Source organism: Enhydrobacter sp., from assembly GCA_025808875.1.
Lineage (GTDB): Bacteria > Pseudomonadota > Alphaproteobacteria > Reyranellales > Reyranellaceae > Reyranella.
This window is the reverse complement of sequence record CP075528.1, coordinates 2,023,009-2,045,065: the sequence shown is the minus strand read 5'-3', so window position 1 is coordinate 2,045,065 and position 22,057 is coordinate 2,023,009. Positions and strand designations below refer to the sequence as shown.

The 22,057-nt window shown below is 65.4% G+C and carries 19 protein-coding genes and 1 tRNA gene; 7 read left to right on the top strand and 13 right to left on the bottom strand.

Annotation, left to right across the window (positions count from 1 at the left end):
- Positions 1–2: 2 nt before the first annotated feature.
- Both KIT25_10145 and KIT25_10140 read right to left on the bottom strand, forming a co-directional pair.
- Positions 3–692, bottom strand: a complete 690-nt coding sequence (locus KIT25_10145; GenBank protein UYN97262.1) for an RlmE family RNA methyltransferase — start codon at positions 690–692, stop codon at positions 3–5.
- A gap of 139 nt (positions 693–831) precedes the next feature.
- Complete coding sequence (locus KIT25_10140) at positions 832–1,938, bottom strand: Ppx/GppA family phosphatase (GenBank protein ID UYN97261.1); 1,107 nt, start codon at positions 1,936–1,938, stop codon at positions 832–834.
- Positions 1,939–2,886: 948 nt separating this feature from the next.
- Between KIT25_10140 and KIT25_10135 the strand changes: the two genes are divergently transcribed.
- Both KIT25_10135 and KIT25_10130 read left to right on the top strand, forming a co-directional pair.
- On the top strand, positions 2,887–3,264 hold the full coding sequence (locus KIT25_10135; GenBank protein UYN97260.1) for a hypothetical protein: 378 nt from the start codon (positions 2,887–2,889) through the stop codon (positions 3,262–3,264).
- Between the two features lie 224 nt (positions 3,265–3,488).
- A tRNA-Gln gene (locus tag KIT25_10130) sits at positions 3,489–3,562 on the top strand.
- A 48-nt stretch (positions 3,563–3,610) separates the two neighbouring features.
- Here KIT25_10130 and KIT25_10125 read toward each other — a convergent pair.
- The 10 genes from KIT25_10125 to KIT25_10080 all read right to left on the bottom strand — a co-directional run bounded on the left by KIT25_10125 (position 3,611) and on the right by KIT25_10080 (position 15,274).
- A complete protein-coding gene (locus KIT25_10125) occupies positions 3,611–4,288 on the bottom strand; it encodes a hypothetical protein (GenBank protein UYN97259.1) in 678 nt (225 codons plus the stop codon).
- Between the two features lie 34 nt (positions 4,289–4,322).
- The gene (locus KIT25_10120) at positions 4,323–6,599 is read right to left on the bottom strand and encodes a polysaccharide biosynthesis tyrosine autokinase (protein ID UYN97258.1); all 2,277 of its coding nucleotides are present in this window, start codon (positions 6,597–6,599) and stop codon (positions 4,323–4,325) included.
- A 15-nt stretch (positions 6,600–6,614) separates the two neighbouring features.
- Positions 6,615–7,127 (bottom strand): polysaccharide export protein, encoded by a 513-nt coding sequence (locus KIT25_10115; GenBank protein ID UYN97257.1) that lies wholly within the window; start codon positions 7,125–7,127, stop codon positions 6,615–6,617.
- Between the two features lie 283 nt (positions 7,128–7,410).
- Complete coding sequence (locus tag KIT25_10110) at positions 7,411–8,736, bottom strand: outer membrane beta-barrel protein (protein UYN97256.1); 1,326 nt, start codon at positions 8,734–8,736, stop codon at positions 7,411–7,413.
- Positions 8,737–8,760: 24 nt separating this feature from the next.
- Positions 8,761–9,264: a hypothetical protein gene (locus tag KIT25_10105; GenBank protein ID UYN97255.1), complete on the bottom strand. Its 504-nt coding sequence runs from the start codon at positions 9,262–9,264 to the stop codon at positions 8,761–8,763.
- A 333-nt stretch (positions 9,265–9,597) separates the two neighbouring features.
- Positions 9,598–11,496: a polysaccharide biosynthesis protein gene (locus KIT25_10100; GenBank protein ID UYN97254.1), complete on the bottom strand. Its 1,899-nt coding sequence runs from the start codon at positions 11,494–11,496 to the stop codon at positions 9,598–9,600.
- A 149-nt stretch (positions 11,497–11,645) separates the two neighbouring features.
- Positions 11,646–12,356, bottom strand: coding sequence for a sugar transferase (locus KIT25_10095; protein UYN97253.1), 711 nt, complete (start codon positions 12,354–12,356; stop codon positions 11,646–11,648).
- A gap of 5 nt (positions 12,357–12,361) precedes the next feature.
- The gene (locus KIT25_10090) at positions 12,362–13,288 is read right to left on the bottom strand and encodes a hypothetical protein (protein ID UYN97252.1); all 927 of its coding nucleotides are present in this window, start codon (positions 13,286–13,288) and stop codon (positions 12,362–12,364) included.
- Complete coding sequence (locus KIT25_10085; GenBank protein ID UYN97251.1) at positions 13,285–14,046, bottom strand: transketolase; 762 nt, start codon at positions 14,044–14,046, stop codon at positions 13,285–13,287. Before KIT25_10085 ends, KIT25_10090 begins: the two co-directional genes overlap by 4 nt.
- A 55-nt stretch (positions 14,047–14,101) precedes the next feature.
- Positions 14,102–15,274 (bottom strand): DegT/DnrJ/EryC1/StrS family aminotransferase, encoded by a 1,173-nt coding sequence (locus KIT25_10080; GenBank protein UYN97250.1) that lies wholly within the window; start codon positions 15,272–15,274, stop codon positions 14,102–14,104.
- 180 nt (positions 15,275–15,454) lie between these two features.
- Between KIT25_10080 and KIT25_10075 the strand changes: the two genes are divergently transcribed.
- Both KIT25_10075 and KIT25_10070 read left to right on the top strand, forming a co-directional pair.
- The gene (locus KIT25_10075) at positions 15,455–16,237 is read left to right on the top strand and encodes a class I SAM-dependent methyltransferase (GenBank protein UYN97249.1); all 783 of its coding nucleotides are present in this window, start codon (positions 15,455–15,457) and stop codon (positions 16,235–16,237) included.
- A 78-nt stretch (positions 16,238–16,315) separates the two neighbouring features.
- Positions 16,316–17,569 carry a glycosyltransferase family 4 protein gene (locus KIT25_10070; GenBank protein UYN97248.1) on the top strand — a complete coding sequence of 418 codons (1,254 nt, stop codon included), beginning with the start codon at positions 16,316–16,318 and terminating at the stop codon, positions 17,567–17,569.
- Here the strand turns inward: KIT25_10070 and KIT25_10065 are convergent.
- Entirely contained in the window at positions 17,509–18,279 is a 771-nt protein-coding gene (locus tag KIT25_10065; protein UYN97247.1) for a hypothetical protein, read from the bottom strand. The two genes, KIT25_10070 and KIT25_10065, sit on opposite strands and share 61 nt — an antisense overlap.
- 102 nt (positions 18,280–18,381) lie before the next feature.
- Here KIT25_10065 and KIT25_10060 point away from each other — a divergent pair, with 102 nt between their 5' ends.
- The 3 genes from KIT25_10060 (at position 18,382) to KIT25_10050 (ending at position 22,017) form a co-directional block, all read left to right on the top strand.
- Positions 18,382–19,242: a class I SAM-dependent methyltransferase gene (locus tag KIT25_10060; protein UYN97246.1), complete on the top strand. Its 861-nt coding sequence runs from the start codon at positions 18,382–18,384 to the stop codon at positions 19,240–19,242.
- 67 nt (positions 19,243–19,309) lie between these two features.
- Positions 19,310–20,527, top strand: a complete 1,218-nt coding sequence (locus KIT25_10055; protein UYN97245.1) for a hypothetical protein — start codon at positions 19,310–19,312, stop codon at positions 20,525–20,527.
- Positions 20,524–22,017 carry an oligosaccharide flippase family protein gene (locus KIT25_10050; protein UYN97244.1) on the top strand — a complete coding sequence of 498 codons (1,494 nt, stop codon included), beginning with the start codon at positions 20,524–20,526 and terminating at the stop codon, positions 22,015–22,017. The genes KIT25_10055 and KIT25_10050 overlap by 4 nt, the downstream gene beginning before the upstream one ends.
- Positions 22,018–22,057 lie beyond the last annotated feature (40 nt).

Genomic DNA, 22,057 nt, shown 5'->3' with positions numbered 1-22,057 from the left:
GTCTAGCCGCGAAAGCCCGTGCCGACGACATACATTTCCGCCGAATCGGCCCGGCTGGCCTCGGGCTTGACGTGGCGGACCCTGACGAAATCGCGCTTGAGCTGATCGAGCAGCGCGCGCTCGGTGCCGCCCTGCAGCACCTTGGCGACGAAGCTGCCGCCCGGCTTCAGCACCTGGCGGGCGAAATCGTGCGCCAGCTCGGCCAGCGCGATGATGCGCAGATGGTCGATCTGCGGATCGCCGGTGGCCGGCGCCGCCATGTCGGAGAGCACGACGTCGGCCGGTCCTCCCAGCGCCTGCTTCAGCATCTCGGGCGCCTCGTCGTCGTAGAAATCCCCGGCAATCAGGGTGGCTCCGGCGATCGGCTCGACCGGCGCGAGGTCGATGCCGACCACCTTGCCGCCGCGCGTCTCGGGCTTCACGCGCTCGACCGCGACCTGGGTCCAGCCGCCCGGCGCGGCGCCGAGATCGACGACGCGGATGCCCGGCCGCAGGAAGCCGAACTGGTCGTCGAGCTGCAGCAGCTTGAAGGCGGCGCGCGAGCGGTAGCCGCGCTTCTTCGCCTCGGCGACGTAGGGATCGTTGAGCTGGCGCTGCAGCCAGCGCTGCGAGGACACGGTGCGGCCGCGCGCCGTCTTCACCCGCACCGTGGCGCGCCGTCCGGTGGGACCGCTCGATCTCTTCCTGGTCATGCGGCGGAGCTTCTAGCACAACTCGCCCCTCCCCACGTCATGCGTGGGGAGGTGGCCGAAGGCCGGAGGGGGTCATGACTCATGACCCCTCCGTCGGCGCAAGACGCCGACACCTCCCCGACGTCGTCGGGGAGGAGCATCAGTATCCGCGGCGGCAGAGCGGGTCGGCGTCGCGGTCGGCCTGGCGCATCAGGTCCATCAGCACGCCCTCGCGCAGGCCGCGGTCGGCGACCCGCACGACCGGCGTCGGCCATTGCCGGCACATCGCCTCGAGGATGGCGCCGCCGGCCAGCGCGAGATCGGCGCGGTCGTCGCCGATGCAGGGCAGGCCGCGCAGCTCGGCGACCGACAGGCCGGCGAGCTGGTCGCAGATGCGCAGGATCGCCTCGTGCGCGAGCGACGAGCCGTCGACCGCGCTCCGGCTGTAGCGCCTGAGGCCGAGATGATGGGCGCTCACCGTCGTCACCGTGCCCGAGGCGCCGATCAGCTGCACCCGCCCGCGCCCGATCTCGCCGGCGATGCCGTGGCGCGCGCAGAACGGCCGCAGGTCGGCGCGGATGCGCTCGATCATGTCGTCGTAGCAGGCGCGCGGCACCGGCGCGTCGGGACGGCCCTCGTGCTGGCGGGGCCGCACGCAGGCCTCGGTGAGCGTGACCACGCCCCACGGCACGGAGACCATGTCGATCAGTTCGGGCGTGACCGCCCCGCTGCCGCCGTCGCGGCGCGCGATCCGGATCCAGCTCACCTCGGTCGAGCCGCCGCCGATATCGACCAGCAGCGCGTGGGGCAGCGCCGGATCGAGCAGGTTCTCGCAGCTCGCCACGGCGAGCCGCGCCTCCTCGGCCGGCGGGATGACCTCGAAGCGGAGGCCCGTGCGCTGCTTCACCCGGGCGAGGAAATCCTCGCCGTTGCAGGCGCGCCGGCAGGCCTCGGTGGCGATGTGGCGCGCGCGCGTCACCCGGTTGCGATCGATCTTGTCGGCACAGACCTCGAGCGCGCCCAGGGTGCGCTCGATGGCGTCGCCGCACAGCGTGCCGTTCAGCGCAACGCCCTCGCCGAGCCGCACCGGCCGCGAATAGGCGTCGATCACCTCGAAGCCGGACATGGCGGCGCGCGCCACCAGCAGCCGGCAATTGTTGGTGCCGAGATCGATCGCCGCGAAGACGTGCGCGAAGCGGCCGCTGTGCCAGCCGCCCCGCGACCCTGCCGACGCACCGCCCGATCCGGGCGTGGAGTCCCCTGCCATGCGTTTCTCTTGGTTCTTGGGCGGGGATGGTAACCGACGACGGAGCCCGGGGCTACGGCCCGCCGGCGCAAGATGTTGTGGGTACCCTGTACAGGAAAAGGAAACTCAAGGGAGAGCCTGGCAGGTCACGCCTCCTCCGAGCGAGTGAGTACCGCCCGTGTCATCTGACGCGAATCTGACAGGTATTTAACAGCGACGACGCCGAGGGGCGCCGCTCTTCCTTCCACATCCCGTGCCGCTCCTGTTCAACAAGCATCGAATCAAGCATGCCGGCACCAGCCGTTGTGGGTGCCATCCATGCGACGGATCCAACCTACAAGACGCCCGCAACATCGTTACAACCTGACGGTGGTTGACGGGCAGGCAGACGGCCGAATCGGAAGTTGGTCCCAGATGTTGTGTCGGCGACCGCGTGTGAGATCGGGCCCGTTCTTGCCGGGAGCGCGCACTCGAGTGCCGCGCTTCCGACACCGAGATTTCTCGCCGCCGCGGTAACGAACGAACCTTCGTCTCGTTTTCTGCTTTCACGATGTTTCCCGAAAACGGCGGAATACGGCAGTGACTCTCGCTTTACGTAAAGGGAAGTCGGACATTCGATCGGAGACCGGCGCAGGCATGGGCGCGAAAATAAAGGCGACGTGCCTGCCGGTCCAATCCGGTCAACCATCCGCAAATTGCCCTTTGATTCTCCAAGAAAAGCGTCGAGCTGCTTGACCACGCCACCCCTCGCGCATCGTCACCATCCTGGCGCAGACGCTACACGCGGCCCGACACGACGTCCAATCTGGTTCACCGGGTCGGATTCGCGCCTTGATTCTCCATGCGAATTTTCGGGGCGGTGAACCAAATTCGATTCTCTCCTCGCGCTCTGCCACTCCTGTGCGCGCTCGCGTTCCCGCGAGCGAGCAGCCCGCACTTCCGCGGGTGACGAGCAAAGTGAGTGGAGTCATGAGCGAGAAAGGATTGTTCATCGCAGGCGGCACCGGCGGACCCGGCCGTCCCAAGGGCAGCCGGAACCGGCGCACGATCATGAAGGAGCATCTGCGCAGCGACTGGAACCGGGTCGCCGCCGCCTTCGTCGGCCACGACCTCGAGGCCGGGCGACGTTGGGCCGAGAACGTGATGCACGACAACATGTCCAAAGCCCGTGACCAGGCCTTCGATTTCGATCTCGGCGGACTCGAGACCCTGGCCGACGTCCTCGGCGCACAGTATGCCGTGATGATTGCGGTTGCCGATCGCGAGATCCGCACCGGCCACGCCCAGAACCTGCTGCGCCGCCTGGAGAGGCACCGCGAGAAGCTGAGCCGCCAGACATCGGCTTGAGCGCGAGCGGCGCCGGGAACTCACAAACGCCGGACAGAACTTCGTGTCATCCCGAGCATGGCAGCGGACCTTCCTGACGCCTTGAAGGCCCGTCGCTTCGTTCGGGATGACAATCATGGCTTCCGTTCGAGCGATAGTCGGTAGAAGAACGGCGGCTTGCCAAGCCCGTCCGACGTCGCTAAATCCAGCGGCCTCAAGGCCTTGCGCCCTGCCTCGGGCGGCGTTGGGGGATAGTTTAACGGTAGAACAACCGGCTCTGACCCGGTTAGTCCAGGTTCGAATCCTGGTCCCCCAGCCATCCTTCGAGACACGCGCCAGCGGCGCGCTCCTCCGGATGAGGTCTCGTCTAGGGCTTCGGCAGGGCGTCCTTGAGTTTCTCGAACTCGGTTTGCGCCTCCGGGTCGTCCTTCAAGGACTCTTCCAGCACGGACAGGCGCTTCAAAGCGTGGGCGATCTGCACCAGGGGCCGCCGCATTGCCGGATCGATTGTCCAAATGGTCCGGAACTGCCGGCGCACGATGGGCGCCTCCTCGGCATTCATCCATGGCCAGTAGGCCAGCAGCATACGCGCGCGCACCAGCCACAAGTTGCGCTGGTTGGGCGCCATGTCGATCGACTGGACGAGGCAGGACACCACCGAGCGCGCGGACGCTCCGAGGAAGGCCCGCGTCCAGGCGAGCCGCAGCCAGGCCGTCCCGTCCACCGGATTGAGCGACAGACCCTCGACGAAATGCGCCTCGGCACTCCTGAGCATCTCCTCGCGACGCGGCTCGCCAATCGGCAGCCGCTTGGCCTCCTCGAGTTCCAGGGTGGCGAGGTCGATCAGACGCTTCGCCGACGGTACCCATTCGATGGCGCGTTGAAGGGCGGCAATGCCCGCCGCGATGTCCTCGGGTCTGGGCTCCCGCGCCTCTTTGACCTCGTGCAGTGCCGGCTGCGCCCCGAGACCGGCCCAAGCAGCCATCGTGCGCGGCACGGCGAGCGCAAGCAACGACGCTCCCAAGGCGAACGACAGCCCCGCCACGAACCATCGCGCCGCACCGCCGGCGCGCGGCCGCTCACCTGGTGTAGTAGTCGCGGTACTTGGAGTAGTAGTAGCCATAGTCGCCGTAGCCGTAGCGCGAATGGCGGCGCACGTTGACCTGCGACAGCACCACGCCGACCTGCCGGTGGGCGTCGCCCAGCAGCTTCAGCGAGTTGACGGCGAGTTCCCGCGCCGTCTGCTCCCATTGCACGAGGAAGATGACGTAGTCGGCGATCTTCGCTGTCAGGCGTGCATCGGAAACGGCCATCAAGGGCGGCGTGTCGATGAACACCAGGTCGAAGCTCTCCGCCAGCGAGCGCACGAACTGCTGCATGGCGTGGGAGTCGAGGATCTCGGCCGAGTTGGGCGTATCGGGGCGCGCCGGGATGTAGTAAAGCCCGCTCGCCGTCTCCTGGCCGACGACCTCCTGCAGCGGCTTGGCGCCGGACAGGTATTCGTCGATCGTGCCGCCGGTCGCCGGGACGGCCAGGGCCTTGAGGACCGACGAACGTCGGAGATCGCCGTCGACGACCACGATCTTCTTGCCCGGATTGGAGCGCGCCATCAGGCCGGCCAGCGAGCAGACGAAGGTCGACTTGCCCTCGCCCGGCAGCGACGACGTCACCATGATCACCCTGGGCGGACTGTCGAGCGTGCCGAGGGTGATGGCGGTGTAGGCCGAGCGCAGGGATTCGGCATAGGCGGACGACGGCTTGTCGATGGCGAAGGCCGCCGGCAACAGCTTGCCGAGGGTGAGTCGCGACAGGGCCGGGATCATGCCGATCAGCGGCCGGCCGGTGAGGCGCTCGATCTGCTCGCCGGTGCGGAAACCGCCGTCCAAGCGTTCCATGAGGGCGATCAGGGCCACGCCCAGCACCAGCCCGACGGCCAGGGCCAGCGCCATGGTCAGCGCGTAGCGCGGATAGACAATGCCCGGCGGCACCACCGCCGCCGACAGGATGCGGGCGTCGGGCTGCTGGATGTCCTGCTGCTCGCGCAGCTCCTTGGAGCGCTTGAGGAAATCCTCGTAGACGGAACGGGTGGACTGGGCTTCGCGCTCGAGCTGGCGCAGTTCGACCTCGTGCTGGCCCAAGCCGCCGGCCTGGCGCTCGAGCTGGGCGACCTGCTCCTCGAGTTCCTTGACCTTGGCCCGCGCCGCCTCGGCGTCGCCGCGCACGCTGGAGATGATCTTGGCGACCTCGGCGCCGATGCGCGCCTGGATCTGGCCCTGCTCCGCCCGCGCCTGCAGCAGCCTGGGATGGCTGTCGCCGTAGCGCTGGTTGAGGTCGCCGATGCGGCGGGCGACCTCGGCCTCCTGCGCGCGCAGCGAGCCGACCAGCGGATTGGCCAGCACCTCGGTGACACCGCCCAGGGTCCTGGGATCGCGTGCCGCCTGCTCCAGCGCGATCAGCCGCGATTCGCGGTCGGCGCGCTGGGCACGCGCCTGGATGAGCTGGGAGTTGAGTTCCGACAGCGACTGGCTGGTCACCGTCGCTTCCTTGCCGATGGTCAGGCCGTGCCTCTCGCGGAAATTGGCGATGGCGCGTTCCGACGCCTCGACGTTGCGCCTGAGCTCGTCCAGCCGCTCGTTGAAGAACTCGGTGGCACGCCTGTTGGCGTCGAGCTTGGCCTGGAGCTGGTCGACGAGATAGAAATCGGCGATCGCATCGACGATGCGCCTGGCCTTGGCCGCCTCGGCCGAATCGAGCGACACGGAGATCACATACGAGCGGCCGCGAGTCGCAATCTGCACTTTGCGGGTCAGGGCGGCGATGGCGCGGGCACGGGGCGTATTGTCCTCGGACTGGACCCGATTCGGACTTGCCGGCGCGCCGACCAGACCGTCATAGAGCGCGCGAACCTGACCTGTCACGAGCGAGAGCGTACCGGGAGGAGCCGCGCCATACTCACGATCCAGGTCCAGTCGCAATTTGTCGACGACATGGCCGAGCAGGGTGGCTGAGCGCAATACTTCGATCTCGGTCTGAACAGCGGCAACGTCGACCGACAGGCCGCTCAGCACGTCCGCCGTGTTGGTGACCTTCGCCTTGCGGGTGTCGAGCATCACCAGCGCCGTGGCGCGGTACTGCGGCGTGATCTGTAACAGCACCAGCGCCGCGAGCGCACAGACCAGTGCCGTCACCCCCGTCAGATGCCATTTGCGGCGATTGAGCATCCGCAGCATCTCGCGCACATCGGTGCGCGTGCCCGCCAGGACCGGGCCGCGCGGTTCCCGGGCCGACGGGTCGGCGCCAGCAGCCATGCTGGCGCGCGACGGCGATGAAGGCGGAAGGGTCGTGTCGGGGGCCATCGCGAAACGGTCGAGCTAGAAAAAGCGTTCGGGAACGCGGACGATGTCGCCGGGATAGACCGGCGCATCCTCGGTGGCCGGTTCCTCCTTCGGCGCCCCCACCCGCTGGATGGTGATGCGGCTGCGCGAGGCGCGATAGGTATAGCCCCCGGCGATGGCGACGGCCTGCGCCACGGTGAGCCCGTTGACGTAGGGATAGGAGCCGCGCTTCTCGACCTCGCCCAGGATGAAGAATGGCCTGAGGTTGACCAGTTCGATGCTGATGCGCGGATTGCGGAAGAAGCCACGGCTGCGGTAGTGGTCGATCAGCGCCTGTTCGACCTCGGAGACCGTCATGCCCTTGACGGCGACCCGGCCGATCAAGCGGGCCGAGATGGCGCCCGTCGCATCGATCTCGTACTCGCCCGAGGCATCCTCCTCGCCGAACACCGTCACCTTGAGCTTGTCGCCGGCGCCGAGGCGATAGCCACCCTGGGCCAACGCCGTCGATCCGACGGCGGCCAGCAGCAAGGCGAGGACCAGTGCCATGAAGCCCGGCAGTCGAACGCTCAGATGGCGGTTGCGGCCGATGCTTCGAGACGGCCGCTTCGCGGCCTCCCCGGCATGAGGTGGTGGCGCATTCGCCTGGACGAGCTGGACCTCATCCTGAGGAGCGGCCGCAGGCCGCGTCTCGAAGGATGGGCAACGAGCGACTCCAATACTTCCGACCGCTCCCGCAGCCATCGGCTTCCGCCCCATCACACCGTCGAATTGAAGAAGAAAGGCCGCCGATTCAACATCGGCGGCCCCGCTGCTGCAAGCCCTATTGCAATCAGAGCCGCGCGCCGAGGCGCAGCATGACAATGTTCTGGTCGTAGCCCGATCCCGCGACGTTGGAGTTGCGGTTGGTGAACTGGTACATCGGGCCGATGAAGAACTCGCGCGTCGGGTTGTAGGTCACCGAAGCGCGGAAGACGACGTACTGGTCGTAGCGCGACGCCGCCCCCGAGGTGACCGAATAGTCGGCGATCGAATAGTCGAAATGGCCATCCACCTTGATGTTGGGCCGCACCCGGTAATCGACGTCGACACCGAAGGCAGTATTGAAATAGGCCGAGGTGCTTGTCAGCGCCGATTCCTCGATGGTACGGCGCACGAACGGCTTGATGAACAGCTCGCGGATCGGGTTCCAGAAGCCGGTCAGGCCGAAGGACGGCCCCTGCACCACCGGATAGCGCGGGTCGCGGTAGTTCTGCTGCATGTAGCCGGCGAACAGCTCGATCGCGGTGATGCCGCCCAGATCGATGGAGACTCCGCCGACCACGTCCCAGCCGCTGGAATTGTGGGTGAAGCCCAGCGAATCGATCATGTTGGAATAGGTGCGCTGGTTGAGGCCGCCGCGGGTCCACACCTGGTAGCCCGGACTGAACTCGTAACCCAGGCGCAACGTCTCGCGGAACTCGGTGCGATCGCGATCGCCGTTGAAGATGGCGCCCGCGGCCGGGCCGGGGCCACTGTCGACGAAGTTGTAGTTGTCCATGCGGCCGTCGAGGCGAACGCTGAAGCGATTGAAGGCCTGGTAGTAGCCGAGATTGGCGACGAGCTGGTTGTACTTGTTGGGCGGGAACGTCGAGGTCACGGCGTTGGGCGTGCCGCGCTCCTCGTGCCGGCGGCTCCACGAGGCGCCACCATAGACGTTCCAGTTGCGCTGGATGTCGATCCGGCCATCGCTGGCGAAGGAGAAATCCTGGAAATTCTCGGTCGAGTTGGCCGAGTAGAAGCCGAACGCGCCGCGAGCGACGACGTTCAGCATGTGATTGTTCCAATCCGAGCGTAGATCGAGCGTCGGCTTGATCAGCTGGATGAAACTGCCGGTCTTGCCCGAATTGGCGGCGTAGATGTTGTCGTTGTAGACCTCGTCCAGCTCGAGCTCCGGGAACAGGCGGAACGAACCGACCGGCACGCCGACCGGATCGTAGCTTTCGGCCGCAATTGCCGCCGGGCCGCGCTGGTCGCGCTCCTGGCGCTGCAGCGGCGAGCGTTCGGAGCCGGGAGCCTGTTGCGCCTGGGTTTGGGCCTGGGCCGGGTCATCCGTCGCGGACACCCCCGCTCCCAACACCAAGGCAACGGCAAAGGCGACGCGCTTGATCGACTTCATTGGCTATTCTCGAAGAAGAAGGAGCTAATTTACGGATCCGGAATTCTGCGGTGCCGCCTGGGAACCGCTCGACGCCACCTGCACGGGGTTGGTGGTGACGCCGACGAGGACCGCGTTGGCGATCACGGACGGCGGAACACCGGCGTTGGCGAAGGCGACCACCGCGGCGGCGATGGCACTGCCGCTCACATTCACCATGTTCGTCGCCGTGACGGCGGCATTGCCCTGCAGGCCGCCCGAGGTGAGGGCGATGGCGGCGAGGATGCCCGCGCCGCCCGGATCGCTTGCCTTGATGCTCTGGGCGGCGGCGAGGACGGTGGCGGCGATGGCCTGGAGCGCGGCCGCGTTGCCCTGGTTGGCGGCGACCACCAATTGGACCGCCTGCGCGTCGCCGGCGGCAAGGGCGTCGCTGAGCGCCTGAGCGGTCGCGGCATCGAGCTGTTGGGCACTCGCGGGCTGCACGTTCATGGGGCCGGCAAACAGCACAGTCGCGACGGCCAGCATCGCGAATTTCATGATCCACCGCATTCAGCAGTCTCCCCAAGAGGCTTCCGCTCGGCCAGTTTACCCACCTGCCCCCATTCTGGCAACAAATGGCCTTTTGGCTGAACGACTTAGCGATAAACTGTGAGTGTGGCGTGACCGCCAGACCACAGATTATGGCGATCGGCACGCAACCCATTGAATCGCAAGGTGGATTTTACGCACCGCGGCAGCGTTCCTGCCTTCTGCGCACCGGATACCGGGGACGCTCGACAATCCACAGGAAATTAAATCGCACATGGGGTGCCGGTTCCGGACGGGCCAGCGACGATCGCCGGGTCGTTCGGCTCGGCCCTGAAGCAACCGGGACCGACGGCGCTACTGCGCAGCAACCTCGCGTGGCGAACGGTACTCGGGCACCAGGGTCGCCAGCAGCTCCAGCGCCGGCCCCTCGCGGCCGGCGGCGCAAAGAGAGTCAAGCGACTCGAGCGCCGCCCGGTAACGGGCAAGGTCCAGCGCGCGCGGGCTGGCCACGTTCAGCCGCGGCGTGCCGGTTGCCTCCATCCGCTCGCTTTCGTGGAACAATTCCTCGGAGAGCTTCTCGCCGGGGCGCAGGCCGGTGTAGCGGATCTGGATGTCGTGGGCGGGACGCAGCCCGGCCAGGCGGATCATCTGGCGCGCGAGATCGGCGATGCGCACCGGCTTGCCCATGTCGAGCACGAAGACGCGGCCCGCCATCTCCGTCCGCGCCGCGCCGAGCGCCGAGGCCTGCAGGACGAGCTGCACGGCCTCGCGGATGGTCATGAAGTAGCGCTCCATGTCGGGATGGGTGACGGTGAGCGGCCCGCCCGCCTTGAGCTGGCGCTCGAACAGCGGCACCACCGAGCCGGTCGAGCCCAGCACGTTGCCGAAGCGCACGACGACGACGCGCGTGCCCTCCGGCCGCCCGGCTTGCTCCAGCGCCAGCGCCTGGCAATAGCCCTCGGCGCAGCGCTTGGTGGCGCCCATGACGTTGGTCGGGTTGACCGCCTTGTCGGTCGACACCAGCACCAGGGCGTGGCAGCGCGAGGCGATGGCGGCGTCGCAGACGTGGCGCGAGCCGATGACGTTGGTCCAGATGCCCTCGACCGGATTGCCCTCGACCAGCGGCACGTGCTTGAGCGCGGCGGCATGGAACACGATGTCGGGCCCGAACGACGCGAAACACGCCTCGAGCGTCGGGCGATGGCGCACATCGACGACGCGGGCGATGCGCTCGAGCGCCGGCCATTGCTCCGACACCTCGGTGTCGATCGAGTAGAGGTTGAACTCCGACGAATCGACCAGGCAGAGCGCCGCGGGGCCGATGGCACAGACCTGGCGCACGATCTCCGCGCCGATCGAGCCGCCCGCCCCGGTCACCAGCACGCGCTTGCCCGCGACCAGGTGGCGGACCGGCTCGGGATCGAGCACGATTTGCGAGCGCCCCAGCAGGTCCTCGACCGAGATCGGCCGCAGCTCGGACGCGTCGCTGGTGCCCGGACGGAACTGGGTGGGATCGGGGCCGCGCGCCACGGTGAGCCCGAGCCGGTTGGCGACCTCGACCAGGCGATCGAGCGTCGCCGGGGCCAGCAGGTGATCGACCACCACCAGCTTGCGTGGCCTATCGCCCGCCTCGGCGAAGCCCTCGACCACGCGCTCGACGTCGGCGATGCGGCCGAGCACCGGCACGCCGCGCAGCGTGCCGTGGCCGGCATCGTCGAGCACGCCGACCGGATAATACTCCGACGAGTTCTGCAGGCCGCGCAGCAGGAGATCGGCGTCGATGCCGCCGCCGACGACCAGGATCGGCACCTGGTGCGGCAGCATGGGCCGACGCCTGAAGAACAGCCCGCGCTCGCGGTAGAGCCGGTAGGCGACGCGCGAGCCGCCCATCAGCAGGAACATCGCCATCCACACCATGACGATCGAGCTGCGCGGGATGAGATCGAGCCGGGTGACGACGAAGCTCATCGGAAGGTACACCAGCACCGCCAGGGTGACGGTGTAGAAGATGTTGGTGAGGTCGGCCGTCGAGGCGTGGCGCCAGCTCGTGCGGTAGGTCCGCATCACCAGCAAGGCGACGGCCGTCGCGGCGGCGAACGGCAGCACGCCGCCGAGGAACAGGCTGCGGTCGTCCATCTCGGCCAGGCTGCCATGGCGCACCCACAGCGCCAGCAGCAGCGCCAGCACCGACATGGCGACGTCGTAGCCGAACACCAGGACCCTGATGTTTTTTGTGTTGGCGATACCTGCCATACTTGCCCACGCCGGCCAGCTGCCGGCGCTTCCCCATTCAACGTGGCCGTCTTCGGCCTGTCCCACCCACACTCACAATAAGCATACGGATGACGGCGAGTTGGCTCAACGGAAACTGCAAATTGTTCAGAGATGCCGGGAAGCTCTCGTCAGGCACTTCCCGGGAGGCCCTGCGAATCGAGAGCCGCATTCCGGCCGGCAACGCGCACCAGATCCTCGGGTGCCCCAAGGCCCTCCAGCAGACGGCAAACACCGGCCAGGGCTCGACGGGGAGCGACGATCCGCAGCACCGTGAGCTGAATCAACCTCAGGTCAACGAGGAACGTCCGGTGCTGGACGTAGAAGAGGCCCAGGCGGCTCTTCCACGGGCGAATCAACCGGACATAGGTCTGATACGGGTCGACGGCACCCGCGAGAATGGCACCTTCGTCCGCGAAAACGATCGATGCGAAGTCAGTAATGCCTGGCCTGACGGTCAGCAGAGCTTTTTCGGTGTCGCTGTAGGTGTCGACTTCCTCGAGCACCTGCGGACGTGGTCCGACCAGGCTCATGTCGCCCTTGAGTACGTTCCAAAGCTGACTGAGTTCGTCGATCTTCCAGTTGCGCACGAAGCGGCCGATGCGCGTCACGCGCGGATCGTCAGCGGACGTAGAGTTGCTGCCGATCCGGTCCGCATGGGACACCATGGACCGTATCTTGACCATTCGAAACGAGCCGCCGCCGCGAGCCGCGCGGAGAGCGACATAGAAGGGCGATCGCAGATCCTGCAGCCAGACCAGCGCACAGACGATGACCAGAAGCGGCGACAGGACAACGAGCCCGATCATCGCCACCGCGCGGTCGAAGAGCGCCTTGGCCATTCGGCTCACCGCGATGCGAGGATGGCGCGCGCCGCTTCGACGATGGCCTTTCTGCCCATGCCGTAGCGCTGGCGCAGGAAGTCCTGTCCGCCGACCACCGTGGCGAACTCGTCCCGCAGACCAAGCCGGCGGAAACGACGCGGACGAACATCCGCTTCCATGCAAAACTCGGAGATGGCCCCGGCCAAGCCGCCCTTTATGCCGTGCTCCTCGACAGTCACGATCCCCTCGGTCTGTCCCGCTGCATCGCGAACGGCCTCGCCATCCACCGACGTCAGCGTGTGATGGCTGATGACCCGGCACTCGATACCCTCCAGCCCGAGCGTGTCGGCCGCTGCCATCAGATCGGCAACGATACCTCCGCATCCGATCAGTGTGAGACCGTCGCCGTCGCGCAGCCGCCGCGACTTGCCGAGCTCGAAGCGCTCGCCCGGTCGCTCTGTCCGGCCGGCGTTGGACTTGTCGAGGCGCAGATAGGCGCAACCTTCGGAACCGGCCAGCGCGATCGTCGCCTGCTCCGTCTCCCAGAGATCAGCCGGCGCCACCACCGTCATGCCTGGCAGGGCGCGCAGAATTGCCAGATCCTCCGTGGCGTGATGGCTGAAGCCCAGATTGCCGTACGAGAAGCCGCCGCCAATCGCCACTGTCTTGACGTTGGCCTTGTGGTAGCAGGCATCGTTGCGCAGCTGCTCGAGGCACCGAAGGGTCGGGAAGTTGCCGATCGAGTACGTGAAGGCGACGTGCCCTTCCAGGGCCATCCCGGTGGCGATGGCGGCGAGGTTCTGCTCGGCGACGCCGACGTTGATGAAGCGGTCCGGCAAAGTGCGGCGGAATTCGTCGAACACGGCGAAGCCGAGATCGCCGGTGAGCAGGGTGATGCGCGGATCGGCCTTGGCAAGGATGGTGAGCTGACGAATGAAGGCGTCCCTCACGCGCCGGCCTCCAACTCCCGCCGCGCCGCTTCGTATTCTTCGCCCCGTGCCGTACGGTAGTGCCACAGCACGGTGTTCTCCATGAAGGAGACGCCTTTGCCTTTCACCGTATGGGCGATCAGGCAGCTCGGCCGATCCGCCTCGACCGGAAGGCTTTCCAGGTGGCGCTGGATCGCCGCATGGTCGTGCCCGTCGACCTCGCGCACCGCCCAGTTGAAGCTGCGCCACTTGTCGACGAACGGCTCGAGGTCCAGCGTCTCTTTCACTGGCGCGAGGCTCTGGAGCTTGTTGTAGTCGACGATCGCCACTAGGTTGGCCAGCCGATGATGGGCAGCGAACAGGATGGCCTCCCAGTTCGAACCCTCGTCGCATTCCCCGTCACTCATCAGACAGAAGACGCGATGCCGCTTGCCGGCGCGCTGGGCTGCCAGGGCCATTCCTGTCGACACCGGCAGCCCATGCCCCAGCGAGCCGGTCGAAAGCTCCACGCCTGGCACGCCCTTGTGCGAGACATGCCCCGACAGCGCCGAGCCGTCCTGTCCATGCTGGTCAAGCATCGACACATCGAAGAAACCGCGCTCGGCGAGGGCGGCGTAGACGCCGGCGCCCGCGTGCCCCTTCGACAGCACGAAGCGGTCGCGGTCCGGCCACGCGGGCCATGCGGGATCGATCCGCAGGACCTGCGCATAGAGGACCGCCAGCAGGTCGGCCATCGAGAACACCGATGCAATATGCGACGTCCCGCCAAGACTCGTCATGCGAAGCGCATGGAGCCTTATCCGACGCGCCAGCGTTGTGGCGTCGATGCGCGAGTTAGTCAGCATGCCCGCCGGCGCGCCAGTCGCCCTCGCCCTCCGCCGCCATGTCCTTCCACGGCGGCAGCCCGTAGTACGCGCGCACGGACGAAGACACCTGCAGCACATCCTTGTCCGACAGGTATTGGTTCATCGGCAGCAGCATGCACCGGGCAAAGAACCGGTCCGTTCGGTCCAGTTCTTGCCGGAACCCCAGCGCCCGCAGCTGGTGGATGGCGATGCCGCCCCACTGGATGATCGTCCCGACACCTACCTGCTGGAGGTAAGCGCGCAGTCCGTCGCGATCGCCGACGTCGATCTCATAGTTCTGGAAGACGTCGAAGTGCGGCCCATCGACATCCGGCCCCGGCGGCAGGCCGAAGTCCGGCAGCTCCTCGAAGGCGGCATGATACGTGCGCGCGATCCGGCGCCGGCGGGCGACAGTGGCCGGGAACTTCGGAAGCTTGTAGCTCAGCAGGGCAGCTTGCACGTTGTCAAGGCGACTGTTGGTGGCCCATAGCGTCGACGTCCTGTCGAGTTGCTTCTGGCGGTTAGCGCCATGATTGCGCATGTGGTAGACGCGCTCGGCGATGCCGTCGTCATCTGTCGTCAGCACGCCGCCGTCGCCGAAGCATCCGAGCAGCTTGCTGGGATAGAAGCTGAAGGCGCCGAAAGCCCCGAACGTGCCCGCCTTTCGGCCGCGGAACGTCGCCCCCAGCGCCTGAGCCGAGTCCTCGACCACGATCAAACCGCGCTTGCCGGCGATCGCGGCTATCCGATCCATGTCGCAAACCCGGCCGTTGAGCTGCGTCACCATGACCGCCCGGGTACGCGGCGTCACCGCCGACTCGATCGCATCGGGGTCGATCATGCGGTCCGCGCCCACTTCGACCGGAACCGGCGTGGCGCCCGCAAAGTGAACCGCCTGGGCCGTCGCGATGAAGGTGTGCGAGCAGATGATCACCTCGTCCTCCGGCCCGAGGCCCGCTGCCCGAAGCCCGAGCATCATCGCATTGGTGCAATCGGACGTGCCGACAACGTGGCGGCAGTTGAGATAGGCGGCCAGCTCCTGTTCGAATTGGTCGACTGCCTTCTGGAGGATGATCCCGCCTTCCGCGAGAGTGCTGCGGAACACGTCGGTGAAGCCGTCGGGATCCTCGGCGAACACCGCCTTGAAGTCAAAGAACGGCACCGTATGTGACGGATATCCCTGAGACATTCCTATCGCCGTTTGGCGCACGCTCCCCTGTCGTGCGCGTCATATTTGAAATGCGGGAGGTTGTCGACTCGCACATCGGTCTTCGCGGCTTGTTTGCCCCAGCGCCGATACTTACGCTGGGCCCTTCGTGGGGAGATACAGGAACCGACGCAAATGCCGAAACGATCCGCAGGTCAAAGCGCCGCATCGAGACAGCTCGAAGGGGGCTTCCGAACCGAAGCCGAACAACAGGAGGGCGGCCGCAATGCCCAATGCTTCGAGCGCCATCCAGCAACGACGGAATCGAAGCTGAACAATTTTCCGAAGTACGTTCGTCGTCAGGCTCTTACCCGCTTCCTCTCCCTCTACGAGCTCTTCAAGCTGGTCGTGCCGGTGAAAGGATCGATCGTGGAATGCGGCGTGTACGAGGGCTTTGGCCTCATGACCTGGGCCCGGCTTTCGGCAATCCTGGAGCCGGTGAACTTCACGCGTCGCGTCTATGGCTTCGACACTTTTGCCGGCTTCCCGGAGGTCGGGCGCAGGGACAGGACGAAGATATCTCGCTCAGTGAGAAAGGGCGGCCTTCACGCCAACAGCCACGACGAGTTGCTCGAGCTCGCCGCGATAAACGATTCAACGCGTTTCATCGGGCACATCCCCAAGGTCCAGCTCATCAAGGGGGACGCGACTAGGACGATACCCCGGTTCGTGAAGGATAATCCTCACGTGCTGGTCAGTCTGCTTTTTCTCGATTTCGATCTCTACGCACCGACCAAGGCCGCCATCGATCGCTTTTTGCCCCGCATGCCGGCCGGCGCGATCATCGCCTTCGACGAGCTCGACAACCCGCTATGGCCGGGCGAGACCGAGGCATGCATTGAGTTGATGCAGCGGCATCGCCTCAAGATCGAGAGGCTTCCGTTCGACCCGTATATTGGCTACAGCCGCATTGGATAAGGGATCGAAGCGGTCGAAGGGTGCTGGCCCGGTCGATGGCCAAGCGAAGTTGAACCGATGCGGATATGGCTTCTCACGGTGGGCGAGCCGCTGCCGACCGACCCTGGCCGCCAGCGGCTCCATCGCTCCGGCATCTTGGCCGAGCTGCTTGCGGCGCGCGGCGTGGACGTCGTCTGGTGGACGAGCGCGTTCAACCATTTCGACAAGACCTTCCGTTGCCAGGGCACGACATGGAGCCGCGTCGACGATCACCTGCAAATCTGCTGTCTTGCTTCCCGCCCCTACCTCCGAAACGTCTCAATCGCGCGCATCCGTGCCAATCGCGATATCGCCAGGGCGTTCGAGGGGGCCGTCCGGGGCCAGCGGGCACCTGACGTCATTCTCGCCTCCTACCCCATCCCGGAATTGGCACTTTCGGGTGCCCGGTATGCGGCGGCTCACGGCATTCCGGCGGTCGTGGACGTCAGGGATCTTTGGCCGGACGTATGGCATGACGCCCTACCGAGACCGCTGCGGCGATTCGGTCGACTGGGTGCCCTGCCCTTCTACTGGCAATCGCGAAGAACGTTGCAGGCCTTTCAGGGAATCTGCGGCATCACCGACGAGTTCGTGCAGTGGGGACTCGACCGCGGCGGGCGCTTGCGCGGCAAATGGGACCGCGCGTTCCCGCTCGCCTATGTCGACGGCCAGTACCCTCACAGCGAAAGGCAGGAGGCTCAGAAGTTCTGGACATCCATTTTCGATGGCCGACCGACGGCGCGCCTTCGACTGTGCTTCTTCGGCAACATCGCGATGGAGCGCGCACGCATCGATGTCATGCTCGAGGCGGTTCGTCGACTTCCGCAGAGAGTGCGCGACGAGATGCGGTTGATCCTATGCGGCAGAGGCGAGGACTTCGAAGCTGTCCGTGCCGCAGCCGAAGGCATGCCGCAGATCGTCCTTCCAGGCTGGGTTACCGGTCCGCAGATAGAGGCGCTCGCTGCGCAGTCGCATGCTGGGCTCCTCCCCTATCCCAGCACCCCGGACTTCACTCGCTCGCTTCCAAACAAAGCCGTTGAGTATTTGGCATATGGACTACCCATCCTGACCAGCCTCAAAGGGCCGGTGTCGCAGCTCATCGACGCTGAGCACTGCGGATTGCTCTATCGCGAGACCGATCCGGACGACCTCGCCCACAGGATCGAGGAGTTGTTCGACGCACCCGCCCGGATCGAGCAACTGTCGACCAATGCGCGACGCGTCTTTCGCGACCGTTTTCAGGCGGCGCAAGTCTACGGTCGTTTCGCGGATATGCTGACCGAACTCGCCTCAGCCGGCCGCGCCTCGGCATAGGGACGGCAATTCGCCGCCAGTTCCCGGCCGATCTGGTCGTCACGCTCGCGCCTGAATCGGTCCAGCTTGGACAAAGTGTCTTCGCCAGGTTCGGTCACCCACCAGATGGGATGCGTCAGCAGCTGCAGGGCGCGACCTTCGAGCACTGCCGGATGATTAAGCGGATGATGGTAGCGAAACGCCCCGGCGCTGTCGGAGCAGTAGCCCATGCTCTCGAAGTAGCGTGGCTGGTAGGCATGTATTCGGCCAGACAGCGTAGCCTGATGTCCCAGCAGCCACCGTGCCGGCCGATGGAAGGTCACGACGCGGACGGCACGCCCGGTCTGCATCTCAAGCATGGCGCATTCGAGATCGACCTCTCGCGTCAACGCTCCCAGGTCGTGGTCACGGATGTGCGCTCCATCAAAATGCAATCCGACATCGTGGCCGAGTTCGAGCAGCCGCCGCAGCGCTGCCCGGCCGGCAGTGGAGGCCACATTGTACATTTCGGTGTTGAGCAGCACGAAGTAGGACGCAGTCACCTCCATCTCCGCTTCTGCCTCCGCGAGCCGCACTGCCCGTTGCAGGCACATGTCAATGTCGTGCCGCAGCAGGAGGTGCCGGCACTCCGGAGTCGCGCTCAGGAAGTCCACCACTTCATAGTCGCGTCGCCGGAGTTCGCCGACCAATCGCACATATTCGGCGATCGAGAACTCTTCCGTACCGCTCAAGTCCCCTCCCCACTGGTTCTCGGCGCGCTGGTTCGCCACATTATTTGAGTTGTACCTCCCAATGGTAGAATATAATAAACTTCAGATCGGGCCGGTACGGGAATGGATGTCGAAACCCTTAGGCAGGAGCTGGACAAGCTCTCGCTGATGACCAACAGCGAATGGCTGCAGAGCCTGAACGATCGCAAGCTCGCCGAACTCGAATTCCATAACCGCGTTCGTGACCAGCGGGCAACACTCGACGAAATGCCGAAGGACACCTACGAGAAGTTCTATGGCAACCGCAAATACTATTCCGCGACCCGACGGTCGAACGAATACATCCGGAAGTGGATCGACCGGCACGCGCCCGGCAGAGTCTTCCTCGACTACGCCTGTGGCAATGGCGGCATGGCGCGCCAAGCCGCCCATGCCGGTGCGAAGCTTGTCATCGGCCTCGACATCTCCGACGTCTCCGTCGCCAACGCCAAAAAGGCGGCCGCGGCCGAAGGTCTGTCGAACACGTACTTCGTACAAGCCGACGCCGAGAACACGCGACTTCCCGACGGGTGCGTGGATGCCGTGATGTGCAGCGGCATGCTGCACCATTTGGATCTGTCCTACGCCTTTCCGGAACTGCGACGGATCCTCAAGCCGGGAGGACGCATCCTCGCCGGCGAAGCACTCGACTACAACCCGCTCATCAAACTTTATCGGCTCGTCACGCCCTCAATGCGCACCGAGTGGGAAAAGGCACACATCCTGAGCCTCAAGGACATAGCCTTCGCCCGGCGGTTCTTCGAAATCGGTGAGATGCGCTTTTGGCACATTACTGGATATGTCGGAGGAAAGTTCCCGGCGCTGCTGCCCGCCCTCGACAGCCTTGATCGCGTACTGGAGAGGATCCCGCTCGTGCAGCTGATGGCGTGGATCTTTACGTTCGAGCTGATCCGGCCCGTCGCAATATCGGCTTCCGAAACGTAGTCTCCGGCTGAAGATGCATCACGCCTCGGCTGCAGCCATTGACATCACGCCGGCGGCTGAGTGTCCCTTGGCCGGCTTCTCCGGACGACCCGAGCCATTTGTGAAGGTATCATCCACGCTCGAGGCGAACGCAGTCGCGTTTCGCGACGACAATGGTCGCTGCTCCGTGTTGGTGACACTGGACACCCTGTATGTCGGCGAGGCCCTTCACACCGATCTGATTTGCCACTTTGTCTCGAAGCACGGACAGAACGCAGCGGATCTGCTTGTCCTGGGTTCCCATACTCATTTTGCGCCATCGCTCGACGCAACGAAGCCGGTGCTCGGACCTGTCGACCCGGCCTACCTCTCGATGGTGAAGGAGCGCTGCCGCCTGCTCGTCGACCGGGTAGTGACGGAATCGGGCCGGCCCGTCTTCACGGAGCGAAGGACAGGCTCCAGTCTCGCTGCAATCAATCGACGGCGCCGGTGGCCTGTACCCCACTTTTATCGCCGGCGTCTGGTCCATCCGCAGACGGTCATGGCGCCCAATCCCAGCGGGCCGTTTGATCCGACGATCACGGCGATCGCAATCATCGGCGTGTCGGGCGATCCCATCGCGCTCTTGTGGCACTACGCCTGCCACCCGACGGCTTTTCCGCATCCGCTGCATGTCAGCGCGGAGTTTCCCGGTGTCGTCCGTAGCCGTTTGCGGGAACGTTATGGTGACGCCTTGCCGGTGCTGTTCCTCCAAGGCTTTGCAGGCGACATTCGCTCTCGCGTGCCTGAGACACGTCCACTTTCACGTCGTGCCTTCGATTGCCTGTTCTCTGGTCCCAGTTTCGACTCCTTTACCTCTGACGGCTGGCAGAGATGGTCGGAGTCGCTGGCCAGCGATGTCCTTGGCGCGTTCAAAGGCGACCGTCGGATGAGTCGCAATGCACGGGACGAACCTACGGCAATCGGTTCCGCGCACGGCTCTGCTCCACTCGACAGGCTACTGACGGGTGACCAGGGAGGAAAAGCAGTTCTCCTTCAGCGCGTTCGTCTTTCCGCCGACATCGACATCGTCGCGGTGGCGGCTGAGCCTCTGACAGGCCTGCGCACATTGGTGCCGTTCGAGGACTCGCTCGCCGTGGGTTACTTGGGCGATGTGTTCGGCTACTGGCCGACGGACCGCGACATTCCAGAAGGAGGGTACGAGGTCAATCATTTCATCGAGCCCTTCGGTCTGCGAGGCCGCTTCCACCGTCCACTCGACGCCATCTTCCGAAGTGCTGTTGATGAGCTACGTCTTCTGAGATGACCTTGGCTGCTCCAGACGGCTCACCGGACGGTCCCGGGCGTAACCCATCTTTCCTGGCGAACACCGCTGCACTCGTTGGCGCCGCCGCCTTCAGTCAGATTGTGGGATTTGCCGCGATGCTGGTGGTGGCCCGCCTGTATGGTCCTTTCGAAGTCGGAATTTTCGGTCTGTTCAACGCGATCTTCACAGTTGCCGTGTTTGCAGCCTCCTGGCGCTACGAAATGGCCATTGTGACGGTGGATGATGATTCCGAGGCGAACGACGTCGCTCTTTTCATCGTAGTATCCGGCCTGATCAGTGCGGCGGTAGCCACCGCCGTTCTCGTCACGGTCGAGTTGTTTCCCACTGCCGTGGGGCTGTCTGCCCCCTTGCGTCGAGCACTTGCCGCCATTCCGCTCGGGTTGTTGTTCGCCAGCGCCATCCTCGCGGGAACGAACATTTGCATCAGACAGCGCCGGTTCGCTCGCGTCGCCATCCATCAAATTGTACTGACGGGGGCGACAGCAATCGCCCAGGTACTGCTGGTGTCGGCGGACTTTCCCGCTGGTGGACTTGTTGGCGGGTTCATTCTTGGTCAAGTCTGCGGCCTGATCGTCTTTGCCGGTGCACTCACGCCGGCGCTCGCTGCATCGATCCGTCAGTCCGAGCCGATTCGGCGCCTAAGGGCCGTGGCGACAAGACACAGCGGGCATTTCTTCTATACGGTGCCCTATTCGCTGGTGACGCAGCTCTACTACCAGATGCCGGTGATCCTGCTCGGCTCGCTGGTCGGCGCGCGCGAAGCCGGCTTTTTCAGTTTGGCGTTCCGCACGACGTTTACCCCGATCACCCTCGTCCCGACGGCGCTCGCCCAGGTGTTCTTTCCCGAGATGGTGCGCAATCGCGACCGGCTCGACGAATGGGAGGCGCGCCTGCTTGCACTCCTGGTCGCGCTCGGAGTGCTGCTCGCGCCGGCGGCGGCGGCCCTCATCGTGTTCGGCCCCGAAATCTATGCGTCCGTCCTCGGCGAGGACTGGCGAACCGCGGGCTTGTTCGCACAGCTTCTCATCGCTGCAAACCTGATGAACGGACTAGCCACCGGTTACGATCGAATCTACTTCATTCTCGGCCGCCAGCGCGCGGCATTGATCGTCACCTGCCTGGTTTTGTGCCTCAGCTCGCTGCTCATGCTGTGCGCACATTGGATGGGCCAACCCGTAGCTTGGATAGCGGGCGCATGGGCACTCGCCCATCTGGCGATGGCGTTCGCCTGGATGCTGACGATCTACCGTATCGCGGGCTTTTCCCCGAGCGCCCTGGTAGCTCGGTGGTTCGTCGTCGGCATTTGCGTGGCATTGCTGACCGCCGCCCTGATAGCCACCAGGCTGGCAGTTGCCGGAGGAGAATGGACCATGCTCGCGGCAGCATCGCTCGTTCTGGCCTACGCATGGGTCGCCTGGAAGGTCGTTCACCCGTTGAAGAAACTCCTGCCGCAGGGCACAACGCCCTGATACGAGTTCCTGGCCCTGCAGCCGAAAGGAGGTCGGCGTC

Excerpts from the sequence above, each read along its gene's own strand:
- KIT25_10105 (UYN97255.1), bottom strand. The coding sequence starts at position 9,264 with ATGCGGTGGATCATGAAATTCGCGATGCTGGCCGTCGCGACTGTGCTG.
- KIT25_10115 (UYN97257.1), bottom strand. The coding sequence starts at position 7,127 with ATGGCACTGGTCCTCGCCTTGCTGCTGGCCGCCGTCGGATCGACGGCG.
- KIT25_10095 (UYN97253.1), bottom strand. The coding sequence starts at position 12,356 with ATGGCCAAGGCGCTCTTCGACCGCGCGGTGGCGATGATCGGGCTCGTT.
- KIT25_10145 (UYN97262.1), bottom strand. The coding sequence starts at position 692 with ATGACCAGGAAGAGATCGAGCGGTCCCACCGGACGGCGCGCCACGGTG.
- KIT25_10110 (UYN97256.1), bottom strand. The coding sequence starts at position 8,736 with ATGAAGTCGATCAAGCGCGTCGCCTTTGCCGTTGCCTTGGTGTTGGGA.
- KIT25_10060 (UYN97246.1), top strand. The coding sequence starts at position 18,382 with ATGGATGTCGAAACCCTTAGGCAGGAGCTGGACAAGCTCTCGCTGATG.
- KIT25_10050 (UYN97244.1), top strand. The coding sequence starts at position 20,524 with ATGACCTTGGCTGCTCCAGACGGCTCACCGGACGGTCCCGGGCGTAAC.
- KIT25_10120 (UYN97258.1), bottom strand. The coding sequence starts at position 6,599 with ATGGCCCCCGACACGACCCTTCCGCCTTCATCGCCGTCGCGCGCCAGC.
- KIT25_10100 (UYN97254.1), bottom strand. The coding sequence starts at position 11,496 with ATGGCAGGTATCGCCAACACAAAAAACATCAGGGTCCTGGTGTTCGGC.
- KIT25_10075 (UYN97249.1), top strand. The coding sequence starts at position 15,455 with ATGCCGAAACGATCCGCAGGTCAAAGCGCCGCATCGAGACAGCTCGAA.
- KIT25_10135 (UYN97260.1), top strand. The coding sequence starts at position 2,887 with ATGAGCGAGAAAGGATTGTTCATCGCAGGCGGCACCGGCGGACCCGGC.
- KIT25_10085 (UYN97251.1), bottom strand. The coding sequence starts at position 14,046 with ATGACGAGTCTTGGCGGGACGTCGCATATTGCATCGGTGTTCTCGATG.
- KIT25_10140 (UYN97261.1), bottom strand. The coding sequence starts at position 1,938 with ATGGCAGGGGACTCCACGCCCGGATCGGGCGGTGCGTCGGCAGGGTCG.